The sequence below is a fragment of the Mycobacterium sp. genome, assembly GCF_035570115.1.
Lineage (GTDB): Bacteria > Actinomycetota > Actinomycetes > Mycobacteriales > Mycobacteriaceae > Mycobacterium.
Window position 1 is genome coordinate 1 of sequence record NZ_DATMLH010000293.1, and the last position, 25,892, is coordinate 25,892.

At 65.6% G+C, this 25,892-nt stretch carries 25 protein-coding genes and 1 pseudogene; 16 read left to right on the forward strand and 10 right to left on the reverse strand.

Going from position 1 to position 25,892, the window contains the following annotated elements; all coding sequences use genetic code 11:
• The 5 genes and pseudogenes from VNW74_RS27715 to VNW74_RS27735 all read right to left on the reverse strand — a co-directional run.
• A pseudogene (locus VNW74_RS27715) lies at window positions 1-353 on the reverse strand (pyridine nucleotide-disulfide oxidoreductase); the annotation flags it as partial.
• A gap of 374 nt (window positions 354-727) precedes the next feature.
• A complete protein-coding gene (locus tag VNW74_RS27720; RefSeq protein ID WP_325682840.1) occupies window positions 728-2,077 on the reverse strand; it encodes a TIGR01777 family oxidoreductase in 1,350 nt (449 codons plus the stop codon).
• A gap of 38 nt (window positions 2,078-2,115) precedes the next feature.
• Window positions 2,116-3,369 carry a glycosyltransferase family 4 protein gene (locus tag VNW74_RS27725; protein ID WP_325682842.1) on the reverse strand — a complete coding sequence of 418 codons (1,254 nt, stop codon included), beginning with the start codon at window positions 3,367-3,369 and terminating at the stop codon, window positions 2,116-2,118.
• A complete protein-coding gene (locus tag VNW74_RS27730; protein WP_414686804.1) occupies window positions 3,366-4,943 on the reverse strand; it encodes a 1,4-alpha-glucan branching protein domain-containing protein in 1,578 nt (525 codons plus the stop codon). Before VNW74_RS27730 ends, VNW74_RS27725 begins: the two co-directional genes overlap by 4 nt.
• Entirely contained in the window at window positions 4,940-5,737 is a 798-nt protein-coding gene (locus tag VNW74_RS27735) for a class I SAM-dependent methyltransferase (protein WP_325682844.1), read from the reverse strand. The genes VNW74_RS27730 and VNW74_RS27735 overlap by 4 nt, the downstream gene beginning before the upstream one ends.
• A 227-nt stretch (window positions 5,738-5,964) precedes the next feature.
• Between VNW74_RS27735 and VNW74_RS27740 the strand changes: the two genes are divergently transcribed.
• From VNW74_RS27740 to VNW74_RS27755, 4 genes are all read left to right on the forward strand, one after another.
• Window positions 5,965-6,765, forward strand: coding sequence for an electron transfer flavoprotein subunit beta/FixA family protein (locus tag VNW74_RS27740; RefSeq protein WP_325682846.1), 801 nt, complete (start codon window positions 5,965-5,967; stop codon window positions 6,763-6,765).
• A 35-nt stretch (window positions 6,766-6,800) separates the two neighbouring features.
• Entirely contained in the window at window positions 6,801-7,757 is a 957-nt protein-coding gene (locus VNW74_RS27745; protein WP_325682848.1) for an electron transfer flavoprotein subunit alpha/FixB family protein, read from the forward strand.
• A gap of 150 nt (window positions 7,758-7,907) precedes the next feature.
• On the forward strand, window positions 7,908-8,651 hold the full coding sequence (locus tag VNW74_RS27750) for an SDR family oxidoreductase (RefSeq protein WP_325682850.1): 744 nt from the start codon (window positions 7,908-7,910) through the stop codon (window positions 8,649-8,651).
• Between the two features lie 78 nt (window positions 8,652-8,729).
• The gene (locus tag VNW74_RS27755; RefSeq protein ID WP_325682852.1) at window positions 8,730-9,230 is read left to right on the forward strand and encodes a DUF427 domain-containing protein; all 501 of its coding nucleotides are present in this window, start codon (window positions 8,730-8,732) and stop codon (window positions 9,228-9,230) included.
• Between the two features lie 20 nt (window positions 9,231-9,250).
• Here the strand turns inward: VNW74_RS27755 and VNW74_RS27760 are convergent, their stop codons facing one another.
• Window positions 9,251-11,035, reverse strand: coding sequence for an NAD(P)/FAD-dependent oxidoreductase (locus VNW74_RS27760; protein ID WP_325682854.1), 1,785 nt, complete (start codon window positions 11,033-11,035; stop codon window positions 9,251-9,253).
• Between the two features lie 154 nt (window positions 11,036-11,189).
• Here VNW74_RS27760 and VNW74_RS27765 point away from each other — a divergent pair, with 154 nt between their 5' ends.
• The 4 genes from VNW74_RS27765 to mnmA are packed head-to-tail and all read left to right on the forward strand — an operon-like array spanning window position 11,190 to window position 15,192.
• Window positions 11,190-12,029: a GNAT family N-acetyltransferase gene (locus VNW74_RS27765; RefSeq protein WP_325682856.1), complete on the forward strand. Its 840-nt coding sequence runs from the start codon at window positions 11,190-11,192 to the stop codon at window positions 12,027-12,029.
• Window positions 12,029-12,907 (forward strand): lysophospholipid acyltransferase family protein, encoded by an 879-nt coding sequence (locus tag VNW74_RS27770; protein ID WP_325682858.1) that lies wholly within the window; start codon window positions 12,029-12,031, stop codon window positions 12,905-12,907. The genes VNW74_RS27765 and VNW74_RS27770 overlap by 1 nt, the downstream gene beginning before the upstream one ends.
• Before the next feature lie 33 nt (window positions 12,908-12,940).
• Window positions 12,941-14,122: a cysteine desulfurase family protein gene (locus VNW74_RS27775; protein WP_325682860.1), complete on the forward strand. Its 1,182-nt coding sequence runs from the start codon at window positions 12,941-12,943 to the stop codon at window positions 14,120-14,122.
• Window positions 14,119-15,192 carry a tRNA 2-thiouridine(34) synthase MnmA gene (gene mnmA / locus VNW74_RS27780; RefSeq protein ID WP_325682861.1) on the forward strand — a complete coding sequence of 358 codons (1,074 nt, stop codon included), beginning with the start codon at window positions 14,119-14,121 and terminating at the stop codon, window positions 15,190-15,192. The genes VNW74_RS27775 and mnmA overlap by 4 nt, the downstream gene beginning before the upstream one ends.
• 78 nt (window positions 15,193-15,270) lie before the next feature.
• Here the strand turns inward: mnmA and VNW74_RS27785 are convergent, their stop codons facing one another.
• Together VNW74_RS27785 and VNW74_RS27790 are read right to left on the reverse strand one after the other, a co-directional pair.
• Entirely contained in the window at window positions 15,271-15,903 is a 633-nt protein-coding gene (locus VNW74_RS27785) for a sensor domain-containing protein (RefSeq protein ID WP_414686805.1), read from the reverse strand.
• Window positions 15,904-16,043: 140 nt separating this feature from the next.
• On the reverse strand, window positions 16,044-16,946 hold the full coding sequence (locus VNW74_RS27790) for a LysR family transcriptional regulator (RefSeq protein WP_325682864.1): 903 nt from the start codon (window positions 16,944-16,946) through the stop codon (window positions 16,044-16,046).
• 87 nt (window positions 16,947-17,033) lie between these two features.
• Between VNW74_RS27790 and VNW74_RS27795 the strand changes: the two genes are divergently transcribed.
• The 6 genes from VNW74_RS27795 (at window position 17,034) to VNW74_RS27820 (ending at window position 22,803) form a co-directional block, all read left to right on the forward strand.
• Window positions 17,034-17,957 carry an NmrA family NAD(P)-binding protein gene (locus tag VNW74_RS27795; protein ID WP_325682866.1) on the forward strand — a complete coding sequence of 308 codons (924 nt, stop codon included), beginning with the start codon at window positions 17,034-17,036 and terminating at the stop codon, window positions 17,955-17,957.
• 45 nt (window positions 17,958-18,002) lie between these two features.
• Window positions 18,003-19,334, forward strand: a complete 1,332-nt coding sequence (locus VNW74_RS27800; RefSeq protein ID WP_325682868.1) for an alpha/beta hydrolase family protein — start codon at window positions 18,003-18,005, stop codon at window positions 19,332-19,334.
• Between the two features lie 58 nt (window positions 19,335-19,392).
• The gene (locus VNW74_RS27805) at window positions 19,393-20,622 is read left to right on the forward strand and encodes an FAD-dependent monooxygenase (RefSeq protein WP_325682870.1); all 1,230 of its coding nucleotides are present in this window, start codon (window positions 19,393-19,395) and stop codon (window positions 20,620-20,622) included.
• Between the two features lie 36 nt (window positions 20,623-20,658).
• Window positions 20,659-21,129 carry a hypothetical protein gene (locus VNW74_RS27810; RefSeq protein ID WP_325682872.1) on the forward strand — a complete coding sequence of 157 codons (471 nt, stop codon included), beginning with the start codon at window positions 20,659-20,661 and terminating at the stop codon, window positions 21,127-21,129.
• A gap of 5 nt (window positions 21,130-21,134) precedes the next feature.
• Window positions 21,135-21,638, forward strand: coding sequence for a TIGR03618 family F420-dependent PPOX class oxidoreductase (locus VNW74_RS27815; RefSeq protein WP_325682874.1), 504 nt, complete (start codon window positions 21,135-21,137; stop codon window positions 21,636-21,638).
• Between the two features lie 151 nt (window positions 21,639-21,789).
• The gene (locus VNW74_RS27820) at window positions 21,790-22,803 is read left to right on the forward strand and encodes a methionine synthase (RefSeq protein ID WP_325682876.1); all 1,014 of its coding nucleotides are present in this window, start codon (window positions 21,790-21,792) and stop codon (window positions 22,801-22,803) included.
• Window positions 22,804-22,887: 84 nt separating this feature from the next.
• On the opposite strand, the gene VNW74_RS27825 is transcribed toward VNW74_RS27820, so the two are convergent.
• Complete coding sequence (locus VNW74_RS27825; RefSeq protein WP_325682878.1) at window positions 22,888-24,126, reverse strand: cytochrome P450; 1,239 nt, start codon at window positions 24,124-24,126, stop codon at window positions 22,888-22,890.
• Window positions 24,127-24,177: 51 nt separating this feature from the next.
• Between VNW74_RS27825 and VNW74_RS27830 the strand changes: the two genes are divergently transcribed.
• Window positions 24,178-24,918 (forward strand): helix-turn-helix domain-containing protein, encoded by a 741-nt coding sequence (locus VNW74_RS27830; protein WP_325682880.1) that lies wholly within the window; start codon window positions 24,178-24,180, stop codon window positions 24,916-24,918.
• Window positions 24,919-24,934: 16 nt separating this feature from the next.
• On the opposite strand, the gene VNW74_RS27835 is transcribed toward VNW74_RS27830, so the two are convergent.
• Entirely contained in the window at window positions 24,935-25,132 is a 198-nt protein-coding gene (locus VNW74_RS27835; RefSeq protein ID WP_325682882.1) for an antibiotic biosynthesis monooxygenase, read from the reverse strand.
• 121 nt (window positions 25,133-25,253) lie between these two features.
• Here VNW74_RS27835 and VNW74_RS27840 point away from each other — a divergent pair.
• Window positions 25,254-25,892: DNA ligase LigA-related protein (locus tag VNW74_RS27840; protein ID WP_414686806.1), on the forward strand; the 639-nt coding region annotated here is incomplete at its 3' end.

Below are 25,892 nucleotides of genomic sequence, written 5' to 3' on the forward strand. Positions count from 1 at the left end.
TCTGTTGCGAACGCGCGAAAAGCGCTCACCCGTTGGCAAAGATGCTGCGAGATCCACACCAGCGGTTCGGCTACGACGCCGAGCGGGCACGTCTGCTCGGGATCGAACTTGTTCAGCTCGAAAGCTGGCGCCTGTCCAAAGCGGAACGACGGCGAGGCGGTCAAGTAGTCCAGAAATAACTCGACGCGGGTGTTGCTCGGCACAGCTCGCCATTTGGTGCCGAAATCTCCCGCGCCGAATTCTGGGTCGATCCAGGTAATTTGCTCGCCCACGATCCCGTGGTCAAGCAACCGCCCTACGGCCGCGATGCCTGCCGGCCCTGCTCCGATCACGGTCCAGCTGTACTGAGTCATCTTCCTGCCCTTCCGGTGTGGGTGTCTCGGCGTTGTTGCGCTTACCTGGACGAGGAACGCTAGTGTCGAGCGCTGGCCTCGATACTTCGCCCGGCAGGCACCACGCGGTAGGGCTGCTGTCCTTGCCAGCTCACAAACTTGTCTTGTGGCTGTCGGTGACGTAGGAAAGCTGATCCTGGCCACCGCCAAAGCCCTTGCGGGTAAAGGGCCACCTCGTGACGGCTGCCCGCAATCAGACCAAGGCTCAGTGGGCCAAGGCGGAGATTATTGCTCTTGGATCACGCGACGCGCCGTTGGAGATCTTGGGCCTCAGCTAAAAGCTATGGACCGCAGTTGGATTCGCCATCGCGCTGTCAGCGCGGCGCGGCCTGTGATCAGCGGCCGAGCAGATGCCGCAGCGTCTGGTCGAGGTCGGGACGGCGAAACCGGTGAGCGGCTTGTTGCAGCCGGGCCGGCAGCACACGTTGGTTAGCGCACGCGAGTTCCCGCGCGCCCTGCTCGCCGAGCAGCAACCGCGGTCCAAACGTCGGCACCGGCAACACCGCGGGCCGGCGCAGCACCTTGGCGAGTGTTCGGGTGTAGTCGATGTTGCGCACCGGATCGGCGGCCACGGCGTTGACCGGCCCAGACAGCGCGGTGTCCCACAGCCCTCGGTGATACACGTCGACAAGATCGTCGATTCCAATGTAGGAGAACCATTGTTGACCGTCGCCGATGCGACCGCCGAGCCCGGCGCGGAACAGCGGAAGTAGCAGGCGAAGGGTGCCGCCGCCAGGGGATTGCACGATCCCGGTGCGCACCCGTACCACCCGCACCCCGCCGTCCTCGGCCGCCGTCGCGGCGCGCTCCCATTCGTCAACCACGTCGGCGAGGAACCCGTCCCCGCGGTCGGTTTCCTCGGTCAGTGTCTGCTCGCCGCGGTCATAGCCGTAGTAACCGATCGCCGACGCGCAGATCAGCACCTTCGGCCCGTCGGCCGATTTCGCGATCAGTTCAGCCAGGCGGCGAGTGGGACCGATCCGGCTGTCGCGGATCGCGGCTCGGTGTGACTCGGTGAAGCGGCCGGCGATCGATGCGCCGGCCAGGTGAATGACGGCGTCCACGCCATTCAGCAGATCCGGATCGGGATCGTCCGGATTCCATTGCCGTTCATGAGGTTTGGTCGCCGCGTGGCGCACCAGGTGGATCACCCGATGGCCGCCGGTGGACAGGAAGGCGGTCAACGCCGACCCGACCAGCCCGGACGATCCGGTGACCGCAACCGTGATCGGCGCCAAACCTTGCGTGGCGGCTTGCCGGTGGGCGGCGAGGTCATCGGCAAGCTGGCGATGCCGGTAAGCGAACATCGCGCGCAGCGCACTGGCGGGGATCGGTGTGACGACGCGGTCGGTCACCCGGGTGCGGTCATCGCCGACCTCGTCGAAGTCGTGGGTGTGCCGCCAGCGGACCGCCAGCCGAACCGGCACCGACGCTAGTCCTTCGGTGCCGATCGAGTCGACGAAGCGTCGCGGCGGATCGTAGGCATCGGGTTGATGGTCGGCGACCCAGCGCAGACCGCCGGGAAGGCCGAGTTCAGCGCGCCCGTTGCGCAGCGAATCCGCTTCGGCGACGACCCGCACCGGCTGCCAGGGCGGTGTCAGCCGGGTGATCGCGCCGCGCCGGGTGTGCCAGTCGAACACCTCGTAGATCGGCGCGTCGACCACGCTTGAGTACACAAGTCCCATTAGCCCGACGGTACGCGGCAAACGCGCGCTGGTGTGGACTAGCGATCCGGCAGCGCGTGCTCGACGATCGGCAGCCGCGGAAGTGGCTGGCGTTCGCGCCGTTTGGACGCCAGGTACACCTGCGCGGTCTCGTCAGCCACCGTGTGCCAGTCGAAGTCCGAGGTCAGGCGCTCACGAGCGGCCCGGGCCCGGCGTTGGGCGGCGGCCGGGTCGTCAAGCACGGCGCCGACGGCTTCGGCAAGCCGCGCCACATCGCGGGGCGGACACGACATCCCGGTTTCGCCGTTGATCACCGCCTCGCCCAGCCCCCCGATGTTCGACGTCACCAACGGTGTTCCCGCCGCGGCGGCCTCCAGTGCCACCAGCCCGAAGGGCTCATAGTGACTGGGCAGCACCGCGGCGTCGGCGCGATGCAACGCCGCCAGGAGCTCGGCGTGATCGAGCCGTCCGACGAACCGGGTTGCCTTGAGCACCCGGTATTTACGAGCCTGCTCGACCAGCCAGTCCTGCTGGGTGCCGTCACCGGCAATCGTCAGCGTGGTACCGGGGTGGGCGCGCCTGATTCGCGGCAGTGCCGCGATCGCGTCGTGCACACCCTTCTCGTATTCCAGCCGGCCAACGAAAAGCAGCTCCGGCGGTCCGCTGGCCACACCGTGGCGCCGGCGCTCCGCGAACGGCCATCGAGCTGCGTCGATGCCGTTGCGGATCACGGTGACCTCGGCGAGGCCGGGCCCGAACAGCTCGGTGATCTCGTCACGCATCGACGCCGAACAGGTGATCAGCGAATCGGATTCGCGCACCAGCCACGACTCCACGGCATGTACCTGCCTGCTCAGCGATCCTGAGACCCATCCGGAATGCCGACCGGCTTCGGTCGCGTGAACTGTGGAAACCATTGGCACGTCATAAAACTCAGATAGTGCGACGGCGGGATGTGCCACCAGCCAGTCATGCGCGTGCACGACATCTGGGCGCCACGGGCGGCCGTTGCGTTTCTTCTTCAGCGACAATCCGGTGCGGACCATGGCATGGCCCATGGCCAGCGTCCAGGCCATCATGTCCTTGGCGAACGTGAACTCGTGCGGGTCTTGCGCGGCGGCGACGACTCGGACGTCTTCGTCGATTTCATCCGACGACGGGTGGGTGCTCGGATCGGTTCCCGACGGGCGGCGGGACAGCACGACAACCTCGTGCCCGGCGGCCGCCAGCGCCGTCGACAGGTGATGGACGTGGCGGCCGAGCCCACCGATCACGACCGGTGGGTATTCCCACGACACCATCAGAACTTTCATCGCGGCAGCCGGCGTGCGTCCAGTGCCCCGAAGAGTCCGTCGGCCCGGTTCCAGCCATCTGCGAGGCGCTGCGCGACCTCCCGGCGGCCGGACGCCAGCGCATCGGCGATCTCACGGGTGGCATGGGCGTGCAGATGTGCCCGGTAGCGGGCATAGTCGGCGGCCGAATCCTTGCTCACCATGAACGGCCAATCGCTGGAAACGGTAAGCAGTGTCTCGCGCAGGATCTGATCGGAGATGTGGTCGCGCGGTATCGGCCCGTCCAGCGACGCGGTCTGTGCCAGCGCCTTGTCCACGGTGCTCAGCGCGGTGTCGACAACTTCGGTGTTGAGCTGCACCAGGTCGGCCACCTTCTCGCCGGCCCACACCTGCCAGTCCTTTCCGGAACCCCAAGAACTAGGCGGTAATTCGACGGCTTGGCCGACGAAGCCCGCGGCGACGGCGTCGCTCAGCGTGCCGATGCGCACCCCGGCCTCCGGTAGTGCCCGCAGCACCCGCTCCAGCCACACCGGTCCCTCGTACCACCAGTGGCCGAACAACTCGGTGTCGAACGCGGCCACCACGTGCGCGGGTCGCCCGATGCGCTCGGATTCGGCCTGCAGTCTGCGGCGGACCACGTCAACGAAATCAGCGACGTGGCCGTCGCTTGCGCGATCGGCACGCTCGGGATCGTAGGGCGCCTTGGCGTCCGACGGCACGTTGCGGCCGGTGACCCGCGCTGGCTTCAAGCCGGTGCGGTGGTCGTAGGTGTGGAAGTCGCGATAGGCGGCGTGGCCGGGATAGCCGGATTTCGGCGACCACACCCGGTAGCTGACCTGCAGGTCGCGCCCGAACGCGACGACCTCGGAGTCGCCGACCGGCCGGCCCAGCGCGGTGTCACCGTGCAGCGATGGCCCGTCGACCATGAAGTGGCCGATCCCGGCGGCCGCATAGTCGTGTTCCATTCCCGGTGCGTAGGCGCACTCGGGTGCCCAGATGCCAATCGGCTGGTGCGACAACCGCTGCCGGGCATCGGCCAGGCCCTCGCGCAGCGCGAACTCCCGCAAACGCGGTGTCAGCAACGGCTGGAACGGATGCGCCAGCGGACCGCCCAACAACTCAACCGTGCCGGCGTCAATCAACCCGCGCAGCAGCGGGCTTGCGCCATGCCGCCACCCGCTGGTGAAATCGTCGAGCGCCTGCTCGGTCTCAGCGAATTCACGAATCCCGAAGGACCGCAATGCGTCTGGTGTGCAGGACGTCGCGGCATCGAATAGGTCTCCGGGACGGATGCTGGCCGCCTCGGCGGCGCGCAGTTGCCAGTTTGCCAACCAGTGGTGCATGCCGTCCAGGCAGTACGGATCGTCGAGCTGCGCCGTCACCACCGGCGTCATGCCCAGCGTGACCAGTCGATGGCGGTCCTCGCCGGCTAGTTTCCGCAGCACCCGCAGCAGCGGTAGATAGGCCGCCGACCAGGACTGGTAAAGCCATTCCTCTCCGACGGGCCAGCGGCCGTGGTGGGCCAGCCACGGCAGATGGGTGTGCAGCACCAGGGTGAACAGACCGGGCACCTGGCTACCGTTCGGCTGGTTCACGGGCGCACCGCGATCGCGACCAGATCCAGGCTGTCATCGATGTGGTGCGCCTGATCGGTTCCGGCCTCGACCACATCGAAGTCCGTGGTGGTGACTGCGGCGACATCGGCCAGCAGCTCGGCCGGCCAGGCCGCGTCGGCGACCGCCCGTGCGATCTGGGCGTCGATGATCGAGCCGCCGTGCCGGGCGTCCATCTCGGCCAGCCGCGGCCCATGGAACACACCACTCAATGCCACCGCGGCAAAACCGGCGTCGACCAGCAGCTGGGTCAGCTCGTCGGCATTGAGCTCTCTGGTGTGGAACGGATTGATCGGGGTGTCGCGACCCGGCGAGAACGTGATCCGGTTGGGGGTGGACACCATCAGCAGCCCCGATGACCGCAGCACCCTGGCGCACTCGCTGACGAACTGAGCCTGATCCCACAGATGTTCGATGACTTGAAAGTTGACCACCACATCGACCGAGGCGTCGGCCAGCGGTAGCTCAGCCAGGTTGCCGTGGACGACCTCCACCCGCGGGTAGTGGGCCCGTACGTGCGCAACCGTGGCCTCGTCGTAGTCCAGCGCGATCACCCGCCGCGCGACCCCGGCGATCAGGTCGGCGCCGTAGCCTTCCCCGCAGCCCGCCTCGAGCACTTCGCGGCCCGCGCAGCGTTGCGCCAACCGCTGGTAGACCACCTCGTGGCGGCGGAACCAGTAATTCTCCACGTCGAGGCCTGGGATGGTGCGTTCACCGGTCAACGTCAAAACGGCGTCGACAGGGGCGTGCGGAACGTCGGGGACAAATGCGCTCATTTCATAGGCAGGCTAGCTCCTGGGGCCGCCTTCGCGAATCGTTCACCGGGGGTATTCCCGCTCACGCGGCAGACGGGGGGCAGAACCTGCAGGACGACCCGCTATGGTGTGAGAGCGAACCGCACAAAGTTACCAGTCAGTAACATGCGCGTGCGGGGGCGAAAGACATGGGCTAAGTCTTGCCGCTGGCGGCTGCAGGACTCATTCGAGGAGGACGAGCCACACTCATGACGAATATCGTGGTCCTGATCAAGCAGGTCCCAGACACCTGGTCAGAGCGCAAGCTCAAAGACGGCGATTGGACGCTGGACCGTGAGGCCGCCGACGCTGTGCTGGACGAGATCAACGAGCGGGCCGTCGAGGAGGCGCTGCTCATCCGGGAGAAAGAAGCCGCCGACGGCACCGAGGGATCGGTGACCTTGCTGACCGCGGGTCCGGAGCGGGCCGCCGAGGCCATTCGCAAGGCGTTGTCGATGGGCGCCGACAAGGCTGTCCACCTGCTCGACGACGGGATGCACGGCTCGGACGTCGTCCAGACCGGGTGGGCGCTGGCGCGCGCGCTGGGCACCATCGAGGGCACCGAGCTGGTGATCGCCGGTAACGAGGCCACCGACGGCGTGGCCGGCGCGGTGCCGGCCATCATCGCCGAATACTTAGGGCTGCCGCAGCTGACCCATTTGCGGAAGCTGTCGCTTGATGGCGGCAAGATCACCGGCGAGCGGGAAACCGACGACGGCGTGTTCACCATCGAGGCCTCATTGCCCGCTGTGGTGAGCGTGAACGAGAAGATCAACGAGCCGCGCTTCCCGTCCTTCAAGGGCATCATGGCCGCCAAGAAGAAGGAAGTCACCAAGCTGACGCTGGCCGAGATCGGCGTCGAGACCGACGAGGTCGGGCTGGAGAACGCCGGGTCGACGGTGCTGAGTGCCACCCCCAAACCGCCCAAGACCGCCGGTGAGAAGGTCACCGACGAGGGCGACGGCGGTAGCAAGATCGCCGGGTACCTGGTTTCGCAGAAGCTCATCTAAGACTCAAATCCCGAACCGAAAGACACGGAAAACCCATGGCTGAAGTACTGGTGCTCGCCGAGCACGCTGAAGGCGCTTTGAAGAAGGTCAGCTCCGAATTGATCACTGCGGCTCGCGTTTTGGGCGAGCCGGCTGCTGTCGTGGTGGGTAAGCCCGGCACCGCCGCGCCACTGGTCGACGGGTTGAAGGCGGCCGGTGCCGCCAAGATCTACGTGGCCGAATCCGACACCGCCGAGAGCTATCTCGTCACTCCGGCCGTCGACGTGCTGGCCGCTCTGGCCGAATCGGCAAGTCCGGCGGCCGTTTTGCTGGCGGCCAGCGCCGACGGCAAAGAAATCGCGGGTCGGCTGGCGGCCCGGATCGGTTCCGGTCTGCTGGTCGACGTGGTCGAAGTTAAGGAAGGGCCCAAGGGAACCCACTCCATCTTCGGTGGTGCGTTCACCGTCGAGGCGCAGGCCAACGGCGACACCCCGGTGATCACCGTGCGGGCCGGCGCGATCGACGCCGAACCCGCCGACGGCGCGGGCGAGCAGGTCACCGTGGAGGTGCCCGCGGCCGCCGAGAACGCGGCCAAGGTCATCGCCCGGGAGCCCGCCGTCGCTGGCGACCGACCGGAGCTCACCGAGGCGACCATCGTGGTTTCCGGTGGCCGTGGTGTGGGCAGTGCCGAGAACTTCAGCGTGGTCGAGGAATTGGCCGACTCACTGGGCGCCGCGGTCGGCGCGTCCCGCGCCGCGGTGGACTCCGGCTACTACCCGGGCCAGTTCCAGGTCGGCCAGACCGGTAAGACGGTGTCGCCGCAGCTCTACATCGCGCTCGGGATCTCCGGGGCCATCCAGCACCGCGCCGGCATGCAAACCTCGAAGACGATCATCGCGGTCAACAAGGACGAAGAGGCGCCGATCTTCGAGATCGCCGACTACGGCGTGGTCGGCGACCTGTTCAAGGTTGCGCCGCAGCTCACCGAGGCGGTCAAAGCCCGCAAGGGGTAAACCCGCAGGCGTCGGGTAGCGCCGAGTGTGCGGCCAGCCGCACGTTCGGCCTCGACTGTGCGGCCTGCCGCACAGTCGCGAGTCACAGATCGGCGGTCGCAGGCTTTGACGTCGTCGCGACCATCAGACGGTGAGAGTAGCGTCCGGACAGTGAGAATCACTGTGCTGGGAGCCACCGGTCTGATTGGCAAGGGCGTGAGCGCCGCGTTAAACGGGGCGGGGCATCAAACGGTCGCTGCTTCGCGTAGTTCAGGTGCCGATGTGCTGACCGGACAAGGGCTTGCGCAGGCGCTCGAGGGTGCCGACGTGTTAGTCGATGTGATCAACTCGCCGTCGTTCGACGACGAACCCGTGATGCAGTTCTTCACCACAGCGACCAGAAATCTGGTGGACGCGGCCAAATCGGCACATATCGGCCACTACGTCGTGCTGTCCATCGTGGGCTGCGACAGGTTGCCGGAAAGCGGTTATATGCGTGCCAAAGTCGTTCAGGAACGGACCATCACTGAGTCGGGGTTGCCGTACACGATCGTTCGCGCCACGCAGTTTCACGAGTTTGGTGAAGGAATTACGGACTCGTTGACGGTCGGCGACGAAGTGCGGGCACCCGATGGGCCCATCCAGCCGATCGCCGCCAACGAAGTCGCCGCCGAAGTCGCGCGGGTCGCCCAAGCCGACCCCGTCAACGGTGTGGTCAATATCGGCGGCCCGGAGAAGCTGCGGTTTGCCGACCTGGCGAATTTAGTGGTGGCACATCGGGGTGGTACCACCCCCGTCATCGTCGACCCGTCCGCCCGCTACTTCGGCACCCTCGTTTCCGAGGACAGCCTGGTTACCGGTGACGATGCGCTGCTCGCCCGCACTCGGTTCGCCGACTGGCTGGCCGCTCACTGAGGAGCATTTCAGAGCGTGGCCACGGACTGCGACGCTGTTTCGCGGACCCACCCGCATCCGTGGCGAAATAATGCAGCTGTGAAGCCGTGGCCCAAACCCGATGCTCCCGGACCGGGACAGGAATCGGTGTGGGATTACCCCCGCCCGCCGCGGCTAGAGGACTTCACCGGCTCGATCGCCGTCGAGCTGGGTGGCCAGACGATCGTGTCGGCAACGCGCGCCTGGAGGGTGTTGGAAACCAGTCATCCGCCGACCTACTACCTGTCCCGCGATGCCTTCGCCGACGGCGTGCTGCGGCCCACCGCGGGTTCTTCCTGGTGTGAATGGAAGGGGCAAGCGAGCTACTACGACTTGGTGACCGCCGGGCGGGTGGCGCCACGAGCGGCGTGGACATACCAGCAGCCCAGCCGAGACTTCGCGCCCATCGCGGGTGCCATCGCGGTGATGCCCGCAGCCGTCGACCGCTGCACGGTCGATGGCGAAGAGGTTATCGCGCAGCCCGGAGGTTTCTACGGCGGCTGGATCACGAGTTGGATTGTCGGACCCTTCAAGGGAATTCCGGGATCCATGGGTTGGTGATGTCAGGGCGCGTGGTTCGTTCAGTCCGTCCGCGCCGGTGCTAACGCCGACGAGCGCACGTCGAGTCCGTCGAGGCTGCCCGTCGCCCGCCAGGCGGCGAGGATGTCCGCGTATTCGGTTGGGCTGCCGAAGAAGAAGCTGTCCTGGTTCAAGCTGGCGTCCGCTTTGCCCTCGCGGTTGTAGTAGCCGGGGGTGCACGACTCGCGCCGGCCGGCGATCACGCTGGAGCGTTCCACCACGGTGTCGACCCAGCCTGCTTCGGCGTCGGGGCTGGCCTCCACCTCGGCGGCGCCGTGCTGCAATGCCCAGGCGATCACCCAGGCGATGTGGCGGGACTGGGTGTCGATGAGGTACGGGAAGTTCACCGTGAAGCCGGACTGAGCAATGCTTTCGATGAAGCAATTGGGAAATCCGTTGACGTGCAGGCCGTGCAGCGTGCGCACGCCGTCGGCCCACTTCTCGGTGAGGGTCGCGCCGTCGCGGCCGATGACTTCGAAGCCGGTGCGTTGCGAATAACTGGTGCCGACCTCGAACCCGGTGGCGAAAATCAAACAGTCCAGCGGGTATTCGACGCCGTCCACGACGACGCCGTCACGGGTGATCTGCTCGACTCCCTGGCCATGCGTGTCGACGAGGGTGACGTTGTCACGGTTGAACGCCTGCAAGTACTCGTCGTGGAAGCAGGGCCGCTTGCAGTAATACCCGTACCAGGGCTTGAGCGCCTCCGCGGTCGCGGCGTCGGCGACGATCGCATCGACGCGCGCCCGGATCTCTTCCATCTTGGCGAAGTCGGCCAATTCGGCGGCGTTGGGACCTTGGTCGTTGACGATCGGCAGCTTTTTGATGAGGCTGGTCCACGCGTCGTCGACCAGGTCCTCGTCGGCCGAACCACCTGCGGTGAGGATTTGGAAGTTCTCCATGCGCCGCCGCTGCCAACCGGGCTGCAGTGATGCCGCCCACTCGGATTCGGTCGGCCGATTGGCCCGCACGTCGACCGTTGACGGGGTGCGCTGGAAGACGAACAGCCGATGCGCGGATTCGGCCAGCCGCGGCACGCACTGAATCGCGGTCGCGCCGGTTCCGATGATGCCGACGCGCTTGTCGGACAATCCGGCAAGGTCGGTGCCGGTGTATTCGTAGTCCCACCGGCTGGTGTGGAATGCATGACCGCCGAACGTGGTAATGCCGGTTATTCCAGGAAGTTTCGGTCTCTGCAGATAGCCGTTTGCCATCGCCACAAACCGGGCGCGAATCTCGTCACCGCGGTCGGTGGAGATCACCCAGCGGGAACTATCAGGTTCCCAACGAATTTCGTGTACCTCGGTCTGCAGACACGCGTCACGGTACAAGTCGTAGTGCTCGGCGATGCGCCGGCAGTGGGCGAAGATTTCGGCACCCTTCGCATACTTCTCAGTCGGGACGTAGCCGAGCTCTTCGAGCAAGGGCATATAGACGTAGGACTCTACGTCGCAGGCGATTCCGGGGTAGCGATTCCAATACCAGGTGCCGCCGACGTCAGCGGCCTTGTCGATCAACCGGACATTGTCGACGCCGAGTTGCTTACACCGGGCCCCGATGAGTAAGCCTCCGAAGCCGGCACCGACGACCGCGACGTCGACGTCGTCGCTGATCGGTTCGCGGGTGAAGTCGGGATCGGCCCACGGGTCGTCGGCAAAACGGCTGAATGCGCCGGCGACCTGCACGTATTGGGAGATTCCGTCGGCGCGCAGCCGCCGCTGGCGTTCCTGCGCGTATTTGGTGCGAAGCGCGGTGGGGTCAAATGTCGCGCCATCGACCTCAGCCACCGTCGCAGTCTGGACCAAAACTGTGATCCAGGCAACGTTAATGCCCTCGACCTGCGCGGTCATCCGGTCTTCGCTGCGACATCGTCATCTGCCGTGCACGGACACGTCACGGCGCGGATGCCAATTAGTGATCAACATCGCTAACTGTGAGGGCATGAGTGTTGACTCGGTCCTCATACCCGCTGATGAGCCCGCGTCGGGGACAAGTTCTTCCACCGAGCCGCGGTACTCGCTGTTGCTGTCCACCGATCCTGCGCTGATCGAATCCGCGCAACGGCTCCGCTACGACGTATTCCGCCAGGAGCCAGGTTTTACGCTGACCGGGCAAGGCGCAGGCGTCGACGTCGACCGTTTCGACGAGCACTGCGATCACTTGCTGGTCCGCGAGGACAACTCGGGCGAGTTGGTCGGTTGTTACCGGATGCTGTCGCCGACCGGCGCCGTCGCCGCCGGAGGGCTTTATACCGCAACCGAATTCGACATCCAGGCGCTGGATGGCCTGCGGCCGTCGCTGGTGGAGATGGGACGCGCGGTGGTTCGCAAGGACCACCGCAACGGTGCCGTGGTACTGCTGATGTGGGCCGGGATCCTGGCTTACCTGGACCGATGCGGCTACGACTACGTCACCGGCTGCGTGTCGGTACCCGTCAACGGGGACGGCGGGCCGCCGGGCGCCCAGATTCGGGGCGTGCGCGACTTCGTGCTGCGGCGCCACGCCGCCCCGCCCCAGTACCGGGTGTATCCGCACCGCCCGGTAATCATCGACGGACGCCCCCTCGACGAGATCCCTGCCCCCGCCCGGCCGATGATCCCGCCGCTCATGCGCGGCTACCTGCGGCTGGGAGCGCGGATATGCGGTGAGCCGGCCTACGACGCCGACTTCGGCGTGGGTGATTTCCCCGCGCTGCTGGACAAGCGTCAAGCCGACACGCGATATCTGCGCCGACTCCGGTCGGTAGCGGCGGCCACCGAGGCGGCCGGCGGGGTGGCCTGATGAGCAGTCCGCTGGCGCGCGACCACGCCTGGCTGCCGCGGGCCTCCTGCGATACCAGCTGTCTGCAGGCCGGAGGCCCGGACGCGTCCCGTCGGTTGATCGTGGCGCTGCGAGTGACGCTGCGTGTCAGCCTGGCGTTGCTGTTGGCGCCCGCGCTGCTGATGGTCTCGCTTCCGCTACCGGGCCGATCGCGGGCCAGGCGGTTTTACTGCCGACTGATGTTGTGGTCTCTCGGCGTCCGGATCACGGTGTCGGGCGGTCCGATTCGGAATCTGCCCGGTGTGTTGGTGGTCAGCGACCATATGTCTTGGCTGGATATCGTGACGATCGGCGCGGTACTTCCCACCAGCCGGTGGCGCGCGGCGCCCGCGTCATTTGTCGGCCGCGCCGATGTGGCCGGCAATCTCGTCGTGCGGATGATGACGTTCATCATCAAGGTCATTCCGATCGACCGGGCCAGCCTGCGCCAGCTGCCCGGTGTCGTCGATGCCGTCGCCGCTCGGCTGCGTGCCGGTCAGACGGTGGTGGCGTTCCCGGAGGGCACCACCTGGTGCGGCCTGGCGTCCGGGCGGTTCTATCCGGCGATGTTTCAGGCCGCCGTGGATACCGGCCGACCGGTCCAGCCGCTGCGGCTGCGCTACCACCACCGGGACGGCAGGGTCTCGACCGTTCCGGCCTATATCGGCGACGACACATTGCTGCGGTCGATCGGCCGGTTGCTGGTCGCCCGCCGCACTGTGGCGCGGGTCTACGTCGAATCACTCCAGCTGCCGGGTGCCGATCGGCGCGAGCTGGCCCGTCGCTGCGAAGCCGCTATCCGCACTACGGCGGCGCCGCACCCAGGTCATGGGCCGCGTAGACCCGTGCTGGCTTCCTGAGCCGAAGGACCGCGCCGGTAGTCTGGGCGGGTCATGGTCTATCTCGATCACGCCGCTACCTCCCCGATGTACCCCGCCGCCATCGAGGCGATGACGGGCGCGCTGAACACCGTGGGCAACGCTTCCTCGCTGCACACCACGGGTCGGGCCGCTCGGCGTCGAATGGAAGAATCCCGCGAGCTGATCGCGGCCAAGCTGGGTGCGCGTCCGTCCGAGGTGATCTTCACCGCCGGCGGCACCGAAAGCGACAATCTCGCGGTCAAGGGGATCTACTGGGCGCGCCACGACGCCGAGCCACGCCATCGACGCATCGTCACCACCGCCGTGGAACACCACGCCGTGCTGGATTCGGTGAACTGGCTCGTCGAGCACGAAGGCGCCGAGGTGACCTGGTTGCCCACCGCCCCGGACGGATCGGTGTCCGGCGCCGCGCTGCGTGCGGCTCTTCAGCGCCACGACGACGTTGCGCTGGTCTCGGTGATGTGGGCCAACAACGAGGTCGGCACCGTCATGCCGATCGATGAACTCGCCGCCATCGCTGCCGAGTTTGCTGTCCCGATGCACAGTGACGCGGTCCAGGCGGTGGGGCAGCTGCCGGTCGTCTTCGCCGCCAGCCAGCTGTCGGCGATGAGTGTGGCCGCCCACAAGTTCGGCGGCCCGCCCGGTGTGGGCGCGCTGCTGCTGCGCCGCGACGTCGGCTGTGTGCCGTTGTCGCACGGCGGTGGGCAGGAACGCGACATCCGCTCCGGCACCCCCGACGTTGCCGGTGCCGTCGGCATGGCGACCGCGGTGCAGCTGGCCGTCGACGGGCTGGAGGCCAACAGCGCGCGGCTGCGGCTACTCCGCGACCGTCTCATCGAAGGTGTGCTGACAGGCGTCGAGGACACTCGGCTCAACGGTGCTGGGGGATCTCGGCGACTCCCGGGTAACGCGCACTTCACCTTCGACGGGTGCGAGGGCGATGCGCTGCTGATGTTGTTGGACGCCAACGGAATCGAATGCTCGACCGGGTCTGCGTGCACCGCCGGAGTGCCGCAGCCGTCGCACGTGTTGCTCGCAATGGGCGCTGATGCTGCCAGCGCCCGCGGGTCGCTGCGACTGTCGTTGGGGCACACCAGCGTCGAGGCGGACGTCGACGCGGCGCTGCGAGTGCTGCCCGGCGCCGTCGCCCGCGCCCGACAAGCCGCGCTGGCCGCCGCGGGAGCGTCGCGATGAAGGTCCTCGCCGCGATGAGCGGCGGTGTCGATTCGTCCGTGGCCGCCGCCCGCATGGTCGACGCCGGACACGACGTGGTCGGCGTGCACCTGGCGCTGTCGCACGCCCCCGGGACACTGCGCAGCGGCTCGCGGGGCTGCTGCTCCAAAGAGGACGCCGGAGATGCTCGGCGGGTCGCCGATGTGCTCGGGATCCCGTTCTATGTATGGGATTTCGCGGATAAGTTCAAAGAAGATGTGATCGACGATTTCGTGTCGTCCTACGCCCGCGGTGAGACCCCGAATCCATGCGTGCGGTGCAACGAGCGGATCAAGTTCTCGGCGCTGGCGACACGCGCGTTGGCATTGGGTTTCGACGCGGTCGCCACCGGGCACTACGCCCGGCTGTCCGGCGGGCGGCTGCGTCGGGCTGTCGACCAGGACAAGGACCAGTCCTACGTACTCGCGGTGCTGACCCGCGGTCAGCTGCGCCACGCGGCGTTCCCGATCGGAGACACGCCCAAGTCGCAGATCCGCGCCGAGGCGGCCCGCCGCGGCCTGGCGGTCGCCGACAAGCCGGACAGCCATGACATCTGCTTCATCCCGTCCGGTGACACTCGCGCGTTCCTGGGGGCTCGGATCGGGGTGCGCCGCGGCTCGGTCGTCGACCAGCGGGGGACCGTGCTGGCCACCCACGACGGGGTACACGGTTTCACCATCGGCCAGCGCAAGGGACTGGGCATTGCGGGCCCGGGCCCGGACGGCCAGCCGCGTTACGTCACCGCGATCGATGCCGAAAGCGCCACCGTGCAGGTCGGCTCGGCAGCCGAACTGGATGTGTGGAAACTGACCGGGCAGCAACCGGTTTTTACCGCGGGGACGCCGCCGGTCGGACCCTTCGAGGGTGCGGTGCAGGTACGTGCGCACGGCGAGGCCGTCGACGCGGTCGCCGAGTTGGCCGGTGACGAGCTTGTGGTGCGGTTGCGCACTGCGCTGCGCGGTGTGGCGCCGGGGCAGACGCTTGTGCTGTATCGCGCCGACCCCGACGGCGACGAGGTGATCGGCAGCGCCACCATCGGCGCCGCGTCCTGACCATTCGCCGAGCGTGAAGCCGCGGCGAAGTTCCGCTCAGATTTTCGCCACCAGTTCACGCCGGCGCACCGGGACGTCCTAGTCGGGCACGTTGGCGGCGATGTTGGTGATGACGATCGTGGACACCGACTCCGGGAATCCGCAGTAGGTGACTTCGATCAGCACCACTGACTTGAGTTCGTAATCACGTCCGCAGTCGCCAGGGCGCGTCTGTAGCGACCGTTCGTCGGCGATCCAGGGACCGACGTATCCCTCCCCGGCCGAGGTGTTCGCGCAGTCCCGCACGGTCACCACCAGGGCGTCGAACGTATGACGCGCGGTATTGGCATCGCGGTAAGCGGCGGCGCCCTCGGAGATCAACCCGCCGCGAGGTGGGTATTGGAAGGTGGTCTTGTGGAACTCCTCGATGTCGGGTCCGAAGGTGGCGGTGTCCTCGTAGACGAACCGGCATTGCGGCGGTGCCGTCTTGGCGAGCGTGTCAACGTCGACCGGGGACTTGCCGTCCATCGACGGGATGATCGTGAGGTGCTCGTCGGCGCCGGTGATCGCGCGCATGCGGGACTGATCGAGCAGGACGCGGTCGACGTCAACCCCGGACAGATTTGGTTCGGTGCCGAATGGCGCTACCGCGGCGCCGCCCACCACCCGGGTGCACGCCGCGGCCAGCAGCGCCGCGCCGCACAGCACCAGTCGGCGCACCGCTACCGCCATCCGTGACATCGGTTTTCTAGGGTTTTCCAGGTTTCGTCCCAGCTGGGCGGGGCTCTTTTCTTTCACACGAGAGTAGTCGCGCCGCAGAAGGGAGGAGAAGCACGTCGCCGGCGTGACGGGCTGAAACGCCAAGGTCCTGGCTAAGGGATAACAGTCGCGTCATCCGGTTTCGTAGGCCAGCCCAGGCGTTGCAGCGCTTCGACGAAAGTGGTAGCCAGTGGCGGCCATTCGGATCTTGTGTAGGCGAACAATTTTCGGACCAAGGGAGGCTTCACGTGCCGGGTCGCGGCGTGCAGGCCTGCGGGCGCCACATTCTCGGGTATGAGTGTTACTCCGAGTCCGGCGGCCGCCAGGTGGCTCGCCGCCGCGACTTGAGTTGTCTGCACTGTCCGACGTGGAACGAATCCAGCAAGCGCGCACGCCTCGAGAATGAGGTCCGACAGCCCGTGACCAGGTCCGAACAGCACCCAATCGCGGTCCGCGAGCGCACTGAGCGGCACGGGGTTGGTAGTTCCAGCCAAGGGATCTGTGCTCGGGACTATGACGACGAATTGCTCCCATCCCAACTCGACAATGGGTCCGCGCCATTGGGCGGGTTGCGGCCCTACGGCGATGTCGGCCACGCCCATCCGCACGGCCTCAGCCAGCGCATTGCGGTCGGAGTATTCGCGCAGCGCGATGGTGGCGGCCGGATAGTGCTGATGCCAGATCTGGAATGCCGATGGCAGGATTCCGAACGCGACTGAGGTGATGGTGGCTACCTCTAGCTCACCTCCCCTGAGACCGAGCACACTGCGCGCGTTGCGGGTGGCGTTGGCGGCGTGGGTGATTGCCGCACGGGCCTCGGGAAGGAAGGCCTTGCCGGCCGCGGTCAGGCGCACGCCCCGCGGTATCCGCTCGAAAAGTGCGCCGCCCAATTCGGTCTCGAGACTTTTTATCTGTGCCGACAGCGACGGTTGCGCCACGAGGAGGCGTTCGGCGGCGCGGCTGATCGACCCGTCCTCAGCGATGGCGACGAAGTACTGCATCTGCCGCAAGTTCATGGGCGCGCTCCAGGTATAGGTGCAAGCTATGGATATCTAGCGATATTGGTCTTTGCAATATAGGGCACTTCATCCGACATTGGATTAATGACAACAACGACCGAGCAGCCCGCGCCCCGCGTACTGGTGATCGGATCAAGCGGGCGTATCGGCGCCGCGACGGCCGCCGTGCTCGACGAAGCACCCGAGCGCGTCACCCCGGTGCGTGCCTCGCGCAACCCAGAGACCGTTGCGATGTGGCTCCAACAAGGCAAGCAGGCCGTCCACCTCGACCTCGACAACCCGGACACCTTCCCGCTGGCGCTCAACGGCATCGACCGGGTGTTCTTGATGGCGGGATACACCGCCGCGATGATCGAACAGGCCAAGACGATGGTCGACGCCGCCGAAGACGCCAACGTCGGCTTCATCGTCCATCTCGGCGTTTTCGGCAATGGCCGGTCCACCGATGCACACTTTGCCTGGCACGAGATGATCGAGCGCTACATCCAGGGCAGCAAGCTGCCTTGGGCGAACATCCATCCCCATGTATTCATGGAGAACCTGCTGACGGCAAATCGGTTGCAGTACGGTTCTTTTGCGTGGGCCGCGGGTGACCGGCCTGTGGGCTGGGTCGCCGGCGACGACATCGCCGCCGTCACCGCCAAAGTGCTCATCGAGGGGCCCGACATCCACGCCGGCAAGGACTACTTCCTGTCCACCGACCTCCTCGATGCAAATGCGATCGCGGCTGCCTTATCGCACGCGCTCGAGCGTGAGATCCCCGCGCTGATCCTCACACCCGACGACCTACTCAACCTGGTCAAGGCCGGAGAAGTGGCGCTCCCGTCTTTTTACGACACCGCCTACGCCGCCAGCGCGCTCACCTGGCTGCGGCAGACGTACGACGGTCGCATGGACTACTCGGCCGTCACCACCAACACCGTGCGTGAACTGCTGGACCGCGAGCCGATCCACTTGACCGACTGGGCGTTGGCCCACAGAGACGAGCTGCTCGACCAACTCCGGTAGGCCCTGAGGCGGGCCAAACAACCAGCGAAAGGAACGCCCATTCCCATGACCGCATCCGCATCACTGACTCGCCAGCCCTCAGGTGGCAGTACGGCTGCGACGAGCTTCACCCGACGGCCGCGGACCATTGCGGCTCTTCAGTTTCGGGACGAATCCTTCTCGTTCGAGACATTGCGCGCCGCGGGCAGCGCCCCGTATGGCGGAGCGGATCTGGGGGAGGTACTCGCCACAGCCCGCGTGATCCGAAACGGCGACGAGACCGGGTGGTTCACGGCCTGGCGCAACACCGCCGAGCGTGTCCACGGAATCGCCGATACCGCCTCGAAGAACGGTCACCGGGTGAGTGCCCGGGAAGCGTTCCTGCGGGCATCGAACTACTACCGAACCGCCGAGTTCTTTCGGCGCAAGAATGCCGCCACCGATACCGAGGCGCGTGCGGTGGCACGGTTGTCCCGCCAGATGTTCGCCAGCGCAATCAATTTGATGGACCATCCAGTCCTTCGAATAGCTATCCCCTACGAGACGACGACGCTGCCCGGATATCTTTTTCTGGTCGACGACTCGGGCGTTGCCCGGCCGACCGTGGTCTACACCAACGGATATGACTCCACCGCTGAAGAGTCATGGTTTGCGATTGCCGCTGCCGCACTCGAGCATGGTTACAACGTGCTCGCCTACGACGGCCCGGGGCAAGGTGCCGTGATTCGCGAACAAGGTGTGGTATTTCGGCCCGACTGGGAGGCGGTGCTGACCCCGGTCCTCGACTACTGCGAGGGCAGGACCGAGATCGACTCACACGCTATCGCGCTCTTCGGCTACAGCATGGGGTCCTACCTGGTTGCTCGTGCCGCCGCGTTCGACCACCGACCGGCTGCGCTGATCCTCGACGACGGCATTTTCGACTTCCACCAGGCCTATGTGAACGCATTGCCGGCCTGGGTGATGCGCCGGATCCGTAATGGGAAGGATGGATTGGCCAATCGGTTGATGGGAGTGATGGCTACGCTGCGCACCCAGGTGCGTTGGGGACTGAACAACGGAGTCTGGACCATGGGCGCCTCCTCATACGCCGATTTCATCCGGCGCACAACCGATTACACCCTCGCTGGACTCGCAGATCGCATCACCGCGCCAACGCTGATCATGGATGCCGAAGAGGACCAATTCCTCAAAGGGCAGCCGTCGGTGCTCGCCAAGGCGATGACGGCGCCGGCCACTCTCGCCAGGTTCACCACCGTCGAAGGCCTCGGGGAACACTGCCACGTGGCCTCTCTCAACCGCGCCCATCAAGTCATCTTCGACTGGCTCGACACCACAATATCCGCGGCCCGCGCTGCCCAACAAAACGGTGTCACAACCGCACCCGCCCGGCCTTAGCGGCTACCAAATCCCTAGTGCAACAACACCTACGGCCGCTGAAAGAAGGAGCGACGAAATGACGACATACGACGGCCAACGCGCCGCGGTTATCGGTGGCTCGGTCGGCGGGCTCACCGCCGCACTGCTGCTACGCGACCTCGGCTTCACCGTCGACGTCTACGAACGCGCGACTCAACCGCTGGACGGCCGCGGCGGCGGAATCATTCTGCAGCCCGAGACAATGCGCTGGTTCCGTGAGCGCTCGTCACGTCGACCGCACACCCTGAGTACCTCCGGTCAGTTCGTGCGTTACCTCGGAGCGGGCAACGAGATCGTCTACCAAGCGGCCAAACAATGGGCCTTCACGTCCTGGAGCGCAATCTACGGCGCACTGCTATCTGACTTCGACACCCGCCGTTACCACCTCGGATACACCATGTCAGGACTGCGACATGAAACGGAGACCGTACAGATCGAGTTCAATGGGGGCACAACCACCGAGGCAGACCTAGTCGTCTGCGCCGACGGCATCTCCTCGACCTCGCGCAGGTTGCTGCTACCGCAGGTCGAGCGCCGGTACGCGAACTATGTCGGCTGGCGGGGCATGGTGCTCGAAAACGCGGTCAGCGCATCGACATTCGAACTCCTGAGCGATGCTCTCACCTACTCGGCAAGCGACCGAAGTCATATGCTCATCTATCCGATACCCGGACCCAACCTTGCATTGCGGCCGGGCCAGCGATGGCTGAACTACGTCTGGTATCGCAACGTCTCCGAAGGTAACGACCTCGACGAACTACTGACCGACCGTAGCGGCTATCGCAGCGACGTCAGCGTGCCACCCGGCCAAGTCCAGGATCGATTCATCGACGAACTCAAACGAGCCGCACTACACATGCTCGCGCCAGCAGCAGCCGAGGTCGTCCTCGGCACTGCGCACCCCTACATCCAGCCGATCTTCGACATCAAGATTCCGCGGATGACCTTCGGGCGGATCGCGCTGATCGGAGATGCAGCGTTCGTCGCCCGTCCCCATGCAGCAGCCGGAACTGCCAAGGCCGCCGAAGATGCGTGGACACTTGCATCGGCGCTCGAGGTCAACCACCCCAACATCTCTGAGGCACTGCTCAAATGGGAGATCCCGCAGCTCGAGCTGGGCAACAGCCTCGTCAATCGAGCGGCGCAGATGGGCGACCGGAGCCAGTCAGAGAACACCTGGATCCCCGGTGACCCGAACCTGGACTTCGGACTCTACGGACCAACACCGCCGGGCACGCCGCGACACCAGCACTCCTCGTCGGCCTGACGAACCCGCCACCACTGCTTCACGAAAGGAATACCAATGACATCCACTATCCCAGCAGACGGTAGTGGTCAATCCTTGACCAAGATCGCGCTAGCCGGCTCCCTCGTCGCCGAGAACTACGATGGCTGGTCGCCTGGGCTGAAGGAGGAATTCGAGCGGCACCGCTACGACGGACACGTCGGATCACGGCTGCTCTTCGAGACCAATCGCGTTCGCGTATGGGAGATCCGGCTGGCGCCAGGACAGCGCTTGCACGCACACCGCCATGTCCTGGACTACTTCTGGATCGCCACTACCGGCGGCCGAAGCCGACAACACACATCCGACGGCACAACACGGGAAGTGAGCTACGACCCTGGCGATTCGAAATACTTGACGTTCGACCACGGTGAGTACCTGCTACACGACCTGAACAATCTCGGCGAGACCGAGCTCGTTTTCATAACCGTCGAGCATCTCGGCAGCGCAAACGAGGCACTGACGATCACCAGCCCGAAAGAGGCCTAACCAGCATGGAAATCGCGACCCTCAAACCTCCAGGCCAAAGCGGTTCATTCTCGGTCGGAACGCGACAGACCGAGCAGGCGCTCGGCGATCTTCCCGCAACACACCTCAAACTGCTCGACGGAGCAGTCACCGCCAGTATGTCCTGCCTGAATGGAAACGGCACCATCCACATCAGTCCCGTCTGGGCCAGCCGCGACAACGGAGAGATCCTTGTAAATTCGGTGCGCGGAAGACAAAAGGACCGCAACCTCCGGCAGCGTCGCCACGCCTCTTTGCTCTTCGTAGATCCCGACAACTCCTATCACTGGATGTCGATCCAAGGTGTTGTCGACGACGTCATCGACGAGGACGACCCTGTCCGCGGAAGCGTGGCAACGGACTCCATCAATCAACTCAGTCAGATATACCTCGGTGAATCCACCTATCCTCTCCGCGATCCGGACGGCAACGAAGTCCGTTCCCTGTACCGGATCCGGCCGACTCGAGTAGTGGTGTTCGCCGGCCATTAGGACCCGGTCGAAGGACGCCGCAAGACGAGCGTGTCGCTGAGGTCCTGAAAGACCCTCTGACCAGTGCCCCGGCCGGATTCGAACGTGTGACACCCAGGGACTGGTAGGGCCCTGGTCGGCCGCATTAGGCCCGGTCGAATACGGTTGGCCGGTGAGCGTTTTCGCAACGGCCAGCGGCACCGGGTCGTGGCCCGGCACCGCTGCGCGGCAAGCGGCCGAGGTCGTCGTCGGCGAGCTGGGTGGCGCGATGGCCCACATCGTCGAGTTGCCCGCCAGGGGAGTGGGCGCCGACCTGGTGGGGCGCGCCGGTGCGCTGCTGATCGACGTGGCCATTGACACGGTGCCGCGTGGCTATCGGGTGGCGGCCCGGCCCGGCGCGGTGACCCGTCGGGCGGTCAGCCTGCTCGACGAAGACATCGACGCGCTGGAAGAGGCGTGGGAGATCGCGGGTTTGCGCGGCGATGGGCGGCCGGTCAAGATCCAGGCGCCGGGGCCGATCACCCTGGCCGCCGAGCTGGAATTGGCCAACGGTCACCGGGCCATCACCGATCTCGGGGCCGTGCACGACATCGCCGCTTCGCTGGCCGAAGGTGTCGCCGCGCATCGTGCGTCGGTATCCCGTCGGCTCGACACGCCCGTGGTGGTGCAATTCGACGAGCCGTTGCTGCCGGCGGCGGTGGCCGGCCGGCTGACCGGAGTGACCACGCTGAGCCCGGTGGCCCCGATCGACGAGACGCTGGCCACCACCATGTTGGATACCTGCGTGGCCGCCGCGGGCGCTGAGGTGTCAGTGCACAGCTGCGCCACGGCATTGCCGTGGAAAGTATTGCAGCGCAGCAACATTGCAGCAGTTTCTGTCGACGTGTCGACACTTGACGCCGCCGATCTGGACTCGATCGCGGAATTCGTCGAATCGGGCCGCGCCGTCGTCCTTGGCGTCGTCTCGTCCGCCACCCCGGCGCGGCGTCCCTCGGCGGAGGAGATTGCGGCCGCGGTCGTGGCGGTCACCGACCGGCTCGGCTTCGGCCGCGCGGCGCTGCGCGACCGTATCGGCGCCACCCCAGCGTGCGGCCTCGCCTTGGCGACGCCGGAGTGGGCGCGCGCCGCCATCGGGCTCGCCCGGCGGGCCGCGGAGGCCTTCGCCGACGACCCCGACGCCATCTAGTGTCCGCGCGGTCAAGCCGCACCCGCCGGGTGGGGCGCGCGTACCGACGAGGCCGCATCGGCTCGTTACGGCGAATTAGCTAACCTACGACTTGAAGACGACGGGTAGCGATTCGACGACCGCGGTGGCCAGACTTGGTCGGAATACCGCTGCGCCGCGAAGCTCAGAGTTGGGAAATCGAGCCAGAAATTCCTCGAACGCGATCACCGACTCTAATAGGGCTAGAGACTGTCCGACGCAGCGATGAGGTCCCCACGAGAAGGCTAGATGCGGATCAGGGTTGCGGTCGAGATCGAACACGAGCGGATCGGCAAACATCTCGGGATCGAAGTTGGCCACGGTGAAGTTCATCACCACCGCGTCGCCCTTCTTTATCGCCTGTCCACCAAGGTCGATATCCACCGCGGCGGTCCGCCGAATGTAGCGTCCTGGCGTGATAACACGCAGCATCTCGGCGACTGCGGAGCGGACCCGCGCCGGTTCAGCAACGAGATGGTCACGGTTGCGTAGATCGCGCAGCAACAGATGCGCTCCAGCTGCGATGAGGTTGCCCGTCGTCTCCAGGCCGGCGACCAGAAGCAGCCAGCACCACATGACGACCTCGTCGCGCTGAAAGCCACTATGTATCAGTGACGACACCAGGTCGTCTTCGCGCGGACTGACACCACGGGAGTCCACCTCTGCGGCGAAGAAGGCCACCATGTTGGCCAACGCGTCGAAATCCGGTGTCGCCCCAGGTTCGAACGACTCAAGAATCGTATTGGCCCAGGTCTTGAAGTCCTGTTCGCGATCAGTGCTGACTCCGAGCAGTTCCGTGGTGACCAGCAACGGTACGCGATTGGCGAACACCTCAACGAAATCCACCTCTTGGTTCTCCTCGACCGCGTCGAGAATCGTGGTAATCGAATGGCGTACGGCACCGGTCATCTTCGCGATACTGGTCGGCCGAAAATACCGGTTCAGCGGGGTGCGCAGTCTCCGGTGACTAGTTGCATCCATGATGTTGGCCGGTCTCAGCGCGACCGGCAGCGTCTGCATCACCGATGGCGCCTCGGCGTCCTTGAGGGTAAACGCCGCCCCGTTTAAGTGCACACCGAACTCCGTCGTGAACGCTTCCACATTGTTGCCGACGTCGCGGATCAGATCGTGGCGGCACACATTCCAGAATGGCTGCGTAAAGCGAGCATCGACCCAGTAGATCGGGCACTCGCGATGGATATCCAGGTAGGCCCGTCTGTTGGCCTCCGTATAAAAGCGGGGGTCGCTGGGGTCTCGCGTGAGGCTCATGCCCGTTGCGGGATCCTGCAGTTCCGTCTGCGACATTCCTACCTCCAGCGCTGGTAGTCAGTCGCAGAATAGATCAGCAGTGAACAGATGGTCAATATTGATCATATGATCGTTTTGGTCTGCGATGATGGCCCAGTGAGCCTTGAACACGTTCCTCAACCCGGCGAATCGACACGGATCGCCCGCCGGCAATTACGCACGCGGCGCCGACTCACAGCGGCCGCCTCACGGCTCATCGCTGAGAAGGGTGTCTCGGCTTTGCGACTCCGCGAAATCGCCGCTGTCGCAGATATCGGATTCGGCTCGTTCTACAACTACTTCGGCAGCAAGGAAGACCTTGTTGAAGCTGTTGCGACAGAACTGATGTCGGAGATTGCAAGCCAGTTGGCCATGCATGCGCGCCAGTTCGATGATCCCGCTGAATCAGCGTCCGCGGCGCATCGCTGGTTCGTGCGTAACGCGGCGACCGACCCGCAGACCGCTTGGCTTATCGTCAATCTCGATCGCGCGGACGTTGTATTTCAAGACGCCCTGGCCGGCTACGGAAAGCGCCTTCTCGAGCGCGGGATCGCTTGCGGACGGTTCAAGCCGGTGAACATCGACGCCGCACTTACCTACTTCATCGGTGCCACCATCGCGGTAACTCGCGCAGTACTCGAACAACGACTTGGCGCCGATGCCGAAACATCCAGTGCAGAGGTGCTGCTCGGGGCGCTGGGGCTAATGGCAGAGGAGGCTCACAACGTTGCTCACCAGAAGCTGCCTGATGTTGGGCTGCGCCCCCCTCCACCAGCGCAGGAAAATCAACACAACGTCTTCGGCGGTTGACGAACGCCGAGTTGTTTCATGAAGCTTGAACGTGAAGGAGGCGTCCGCCCACATAGTCAAGCGATAGGCAATCGGCACTGTTCGCCACGCCTGCAACAAGCCTGACGCATCCGTCGTGGGCGAGGCTGTCGGGCAGGGCGTGGCTGAGAATTTGGACGAGTTCTTCGGCTCGCCCGGGTTTGGTTTTGAACTCGGTGACGACATGGGTGCTCATCTGGATTCCTCTTATAGCGCGGTCACCACTCGTCACTAACCCGAAGGCTCTGTGTCGAAATTGCCACTGCGGCCCGACGCGCGCCGGTCTTCTCGTCGGCGTCCTCCGATAGCCTGCCAAGGTGAGCTCAGCAGAGGCTGACGCGATAGCGCCCGAAGTCCGACGTCTTTGGCGCGAACTCGCCGACGAAGTGCGCGAACACCAGTTCCGCTACTACGTGCGTGATGCGCCGATCATCTCCGACGCGGACTTCGACAAGCTCCTGCGTCGGCTGGCCGCACTCGAGGAGGAGCATCCCGAGCTGCGCACGCCCGACTCACCGACCCAGCTCGTCGGCGGCGCCGGCTTCGCCACCGATTTCACCTCCGCCGAGCACCTGGAACGGATGCTGTCGCTGGACAACGTGTTCAGCACCGAGGAATTCGACGTGTGGGCGGCGCGCATCCACGCCGAGGTCGGTAACGATGTGCCATTTCTGTGCGAGCTCAAGATCGACGGTGTCGCATTGGCTTTGGTCTACCGCAATGGACGGCTGGTCCGGGCCGCAACTCGTGGCGACGGCCGCACCGGCGAGGACGTCACGCTCAACGCGCGCACGATTGAGGACGTCCCGGAGCGCCTCACCGCCAGCGACGACTATCCGGTACCCGACGTGCTCGAGGTGCGCGGTGAGGTGTTCTTCCGGCTCGCCGATTTCGAAGCGCTCAACGCGGCCCTGGTCGAAGACGGAAAGGCGCCGTTCGCCAACCCGCGCAACAGT

What these genes read in the sequence shown, in the direction of transcription:
- VNW74_RS27720 (WP_325682840.1), bottom strand. Translation starts at nt 2,077, where the DNA reads ATGGGACTTGTGTACTCAAGCGTGGTCGACGCGCCGATCTACGAGGTG.
- VNW74_RS27725 (WP_325682842.1), bottom strand. Translation starts at nt 3,369, where the DNA reads ATGAAAGTTCTGATGGTGTCGTGGGAATACCCACCGGTCGTGATCGGT.
- VNW74_RS27735 (WP_325682844.1), bottom strand. Translation starts at nt 5,737, where the DNA reads ATGAGCGCATTTGTCCCCGACGTTCCGCACGCCCCTGTCGACGCCGTT.
- VNW74_RS27740 (WP_325682846.1), top strand. Translation starts at nt 5,965, where the DNA reads ATGACGAATATCGTGGTCCTGATCAAGCAGGTCCCAGACACCTGGTCA.
- VNW74_RS27745 (WP_325682848.1), top strand. Translation starts at nt 6,801, where the DNA reads ATGGCTGAAGTACTGGTGCTCGCCGAGCACGCTGAAGGCGCTTTGAAG.
- VNW74_RS27765 (WP_325682856.1), top strand. Translation starts at nt 11,190, where the DNA reads ATGAGTGTTGACTCGGTCCTCATACCCGCTGATGAGCCCGCGTCGGGG.
- VNW74_RS27770 (WP_325682858.1), top strand. Translation starts at nt 12,029, where the DNA reads ATGAGCAGTCCGCTGGCGCGCGACCACGCCTGGCTGCCGCGGGCCTCC.
- VNW74_RS27775 (WP_325682860.1), top strand. Translation starts at nt 12,941, where the DNA reads ATGGTCTATCTCGATCACGCCGCTACCTCCCCGATGTACCCCGCCGCC.
- mnmA (WP_325682861.1), top strand. Translation starts at nt 14,119, where the DNA reads ATGAAGGTCCTCGCCGCGATGAGCGGCGGTGTCGATTCGTCCGTGGCC.
- VNW74_RS27785 (WP_414686805.1), bottom strand. Translation starts at nt 15,903, where the DNA reads ATGGCGGTAGCGGTGCGCCGACTGGTGCTGTGCGGCGCGGCGCTGCTG.
- VNW74_RS27790 (WP_325682864.1), bottom strand. Translation starts at nt 16,946, where the DNA reads ATGAACTTGCGGCAGATGCAGTACTTCGTCGCCATCGCTGAGGACGGG.
- VNW74_RS27795 (WP_325682866.1), top strand. Translation starts at nt 17,034, where the DNA reads ATGACAACAACGACCGAGCAGCCCGCGCCCCGCGTACTGGTGATCGGA.
- VNW74_RS27800 (WP_325682868.1), top strand. Translation starts at nt 18,003, where the DNA reads ATGACCGCATCCGCATCACTGACTCGCCAGCCCTCAGGTGGCAGTACG.
- VNW74_RS27805 (WP_325682870.1), top strand. Translation starts at nt 19,393, where the DNA reads ATGACGACATACGACGGCCAACGCGCCGCGGTTATCGGTGGCTCGGTC.
- VNW74_RS27810 (WP_325682872.1), top strand. Translation starts at nt 20,659, where the DNA reads ATGACATCCACTATCCCAGCAGACGGTAGTGGTCAATCCTTGACCAAG.
- VNW74_RS27815 (WP_325682874.1), top strand. Translation starts at nt 21,135, where the DNA reads ATGGAAATCGCGACCCTCAAACCTCCAGGCCAAAGCGGTTCATTCTCG.
- VNW74_RS27825 (WP_325682878.1), bottom strand. Translation starts at nt 24,126, where the DNA reads ATGTCGCAGACGGAACTGCAGGATCCCGCAACGGGCATGAGCCTCACG.
- VNW74_RS27830 (WP_325682880.1), top strand. Translation starts at nt 24,178, where the DNA reads ATGGTCAATATTGATCATATGATCGTTTTGGTCTGCGATGATGGCCCA.
- VNW74_RS27835 (WP_325682882.1), bottom strand. Translation starts at nt 25,132, where the DNA reads ATGAGCACCCATGTCGTCACCGAGTTCAAAACCAAACCCGGGCGAGCC.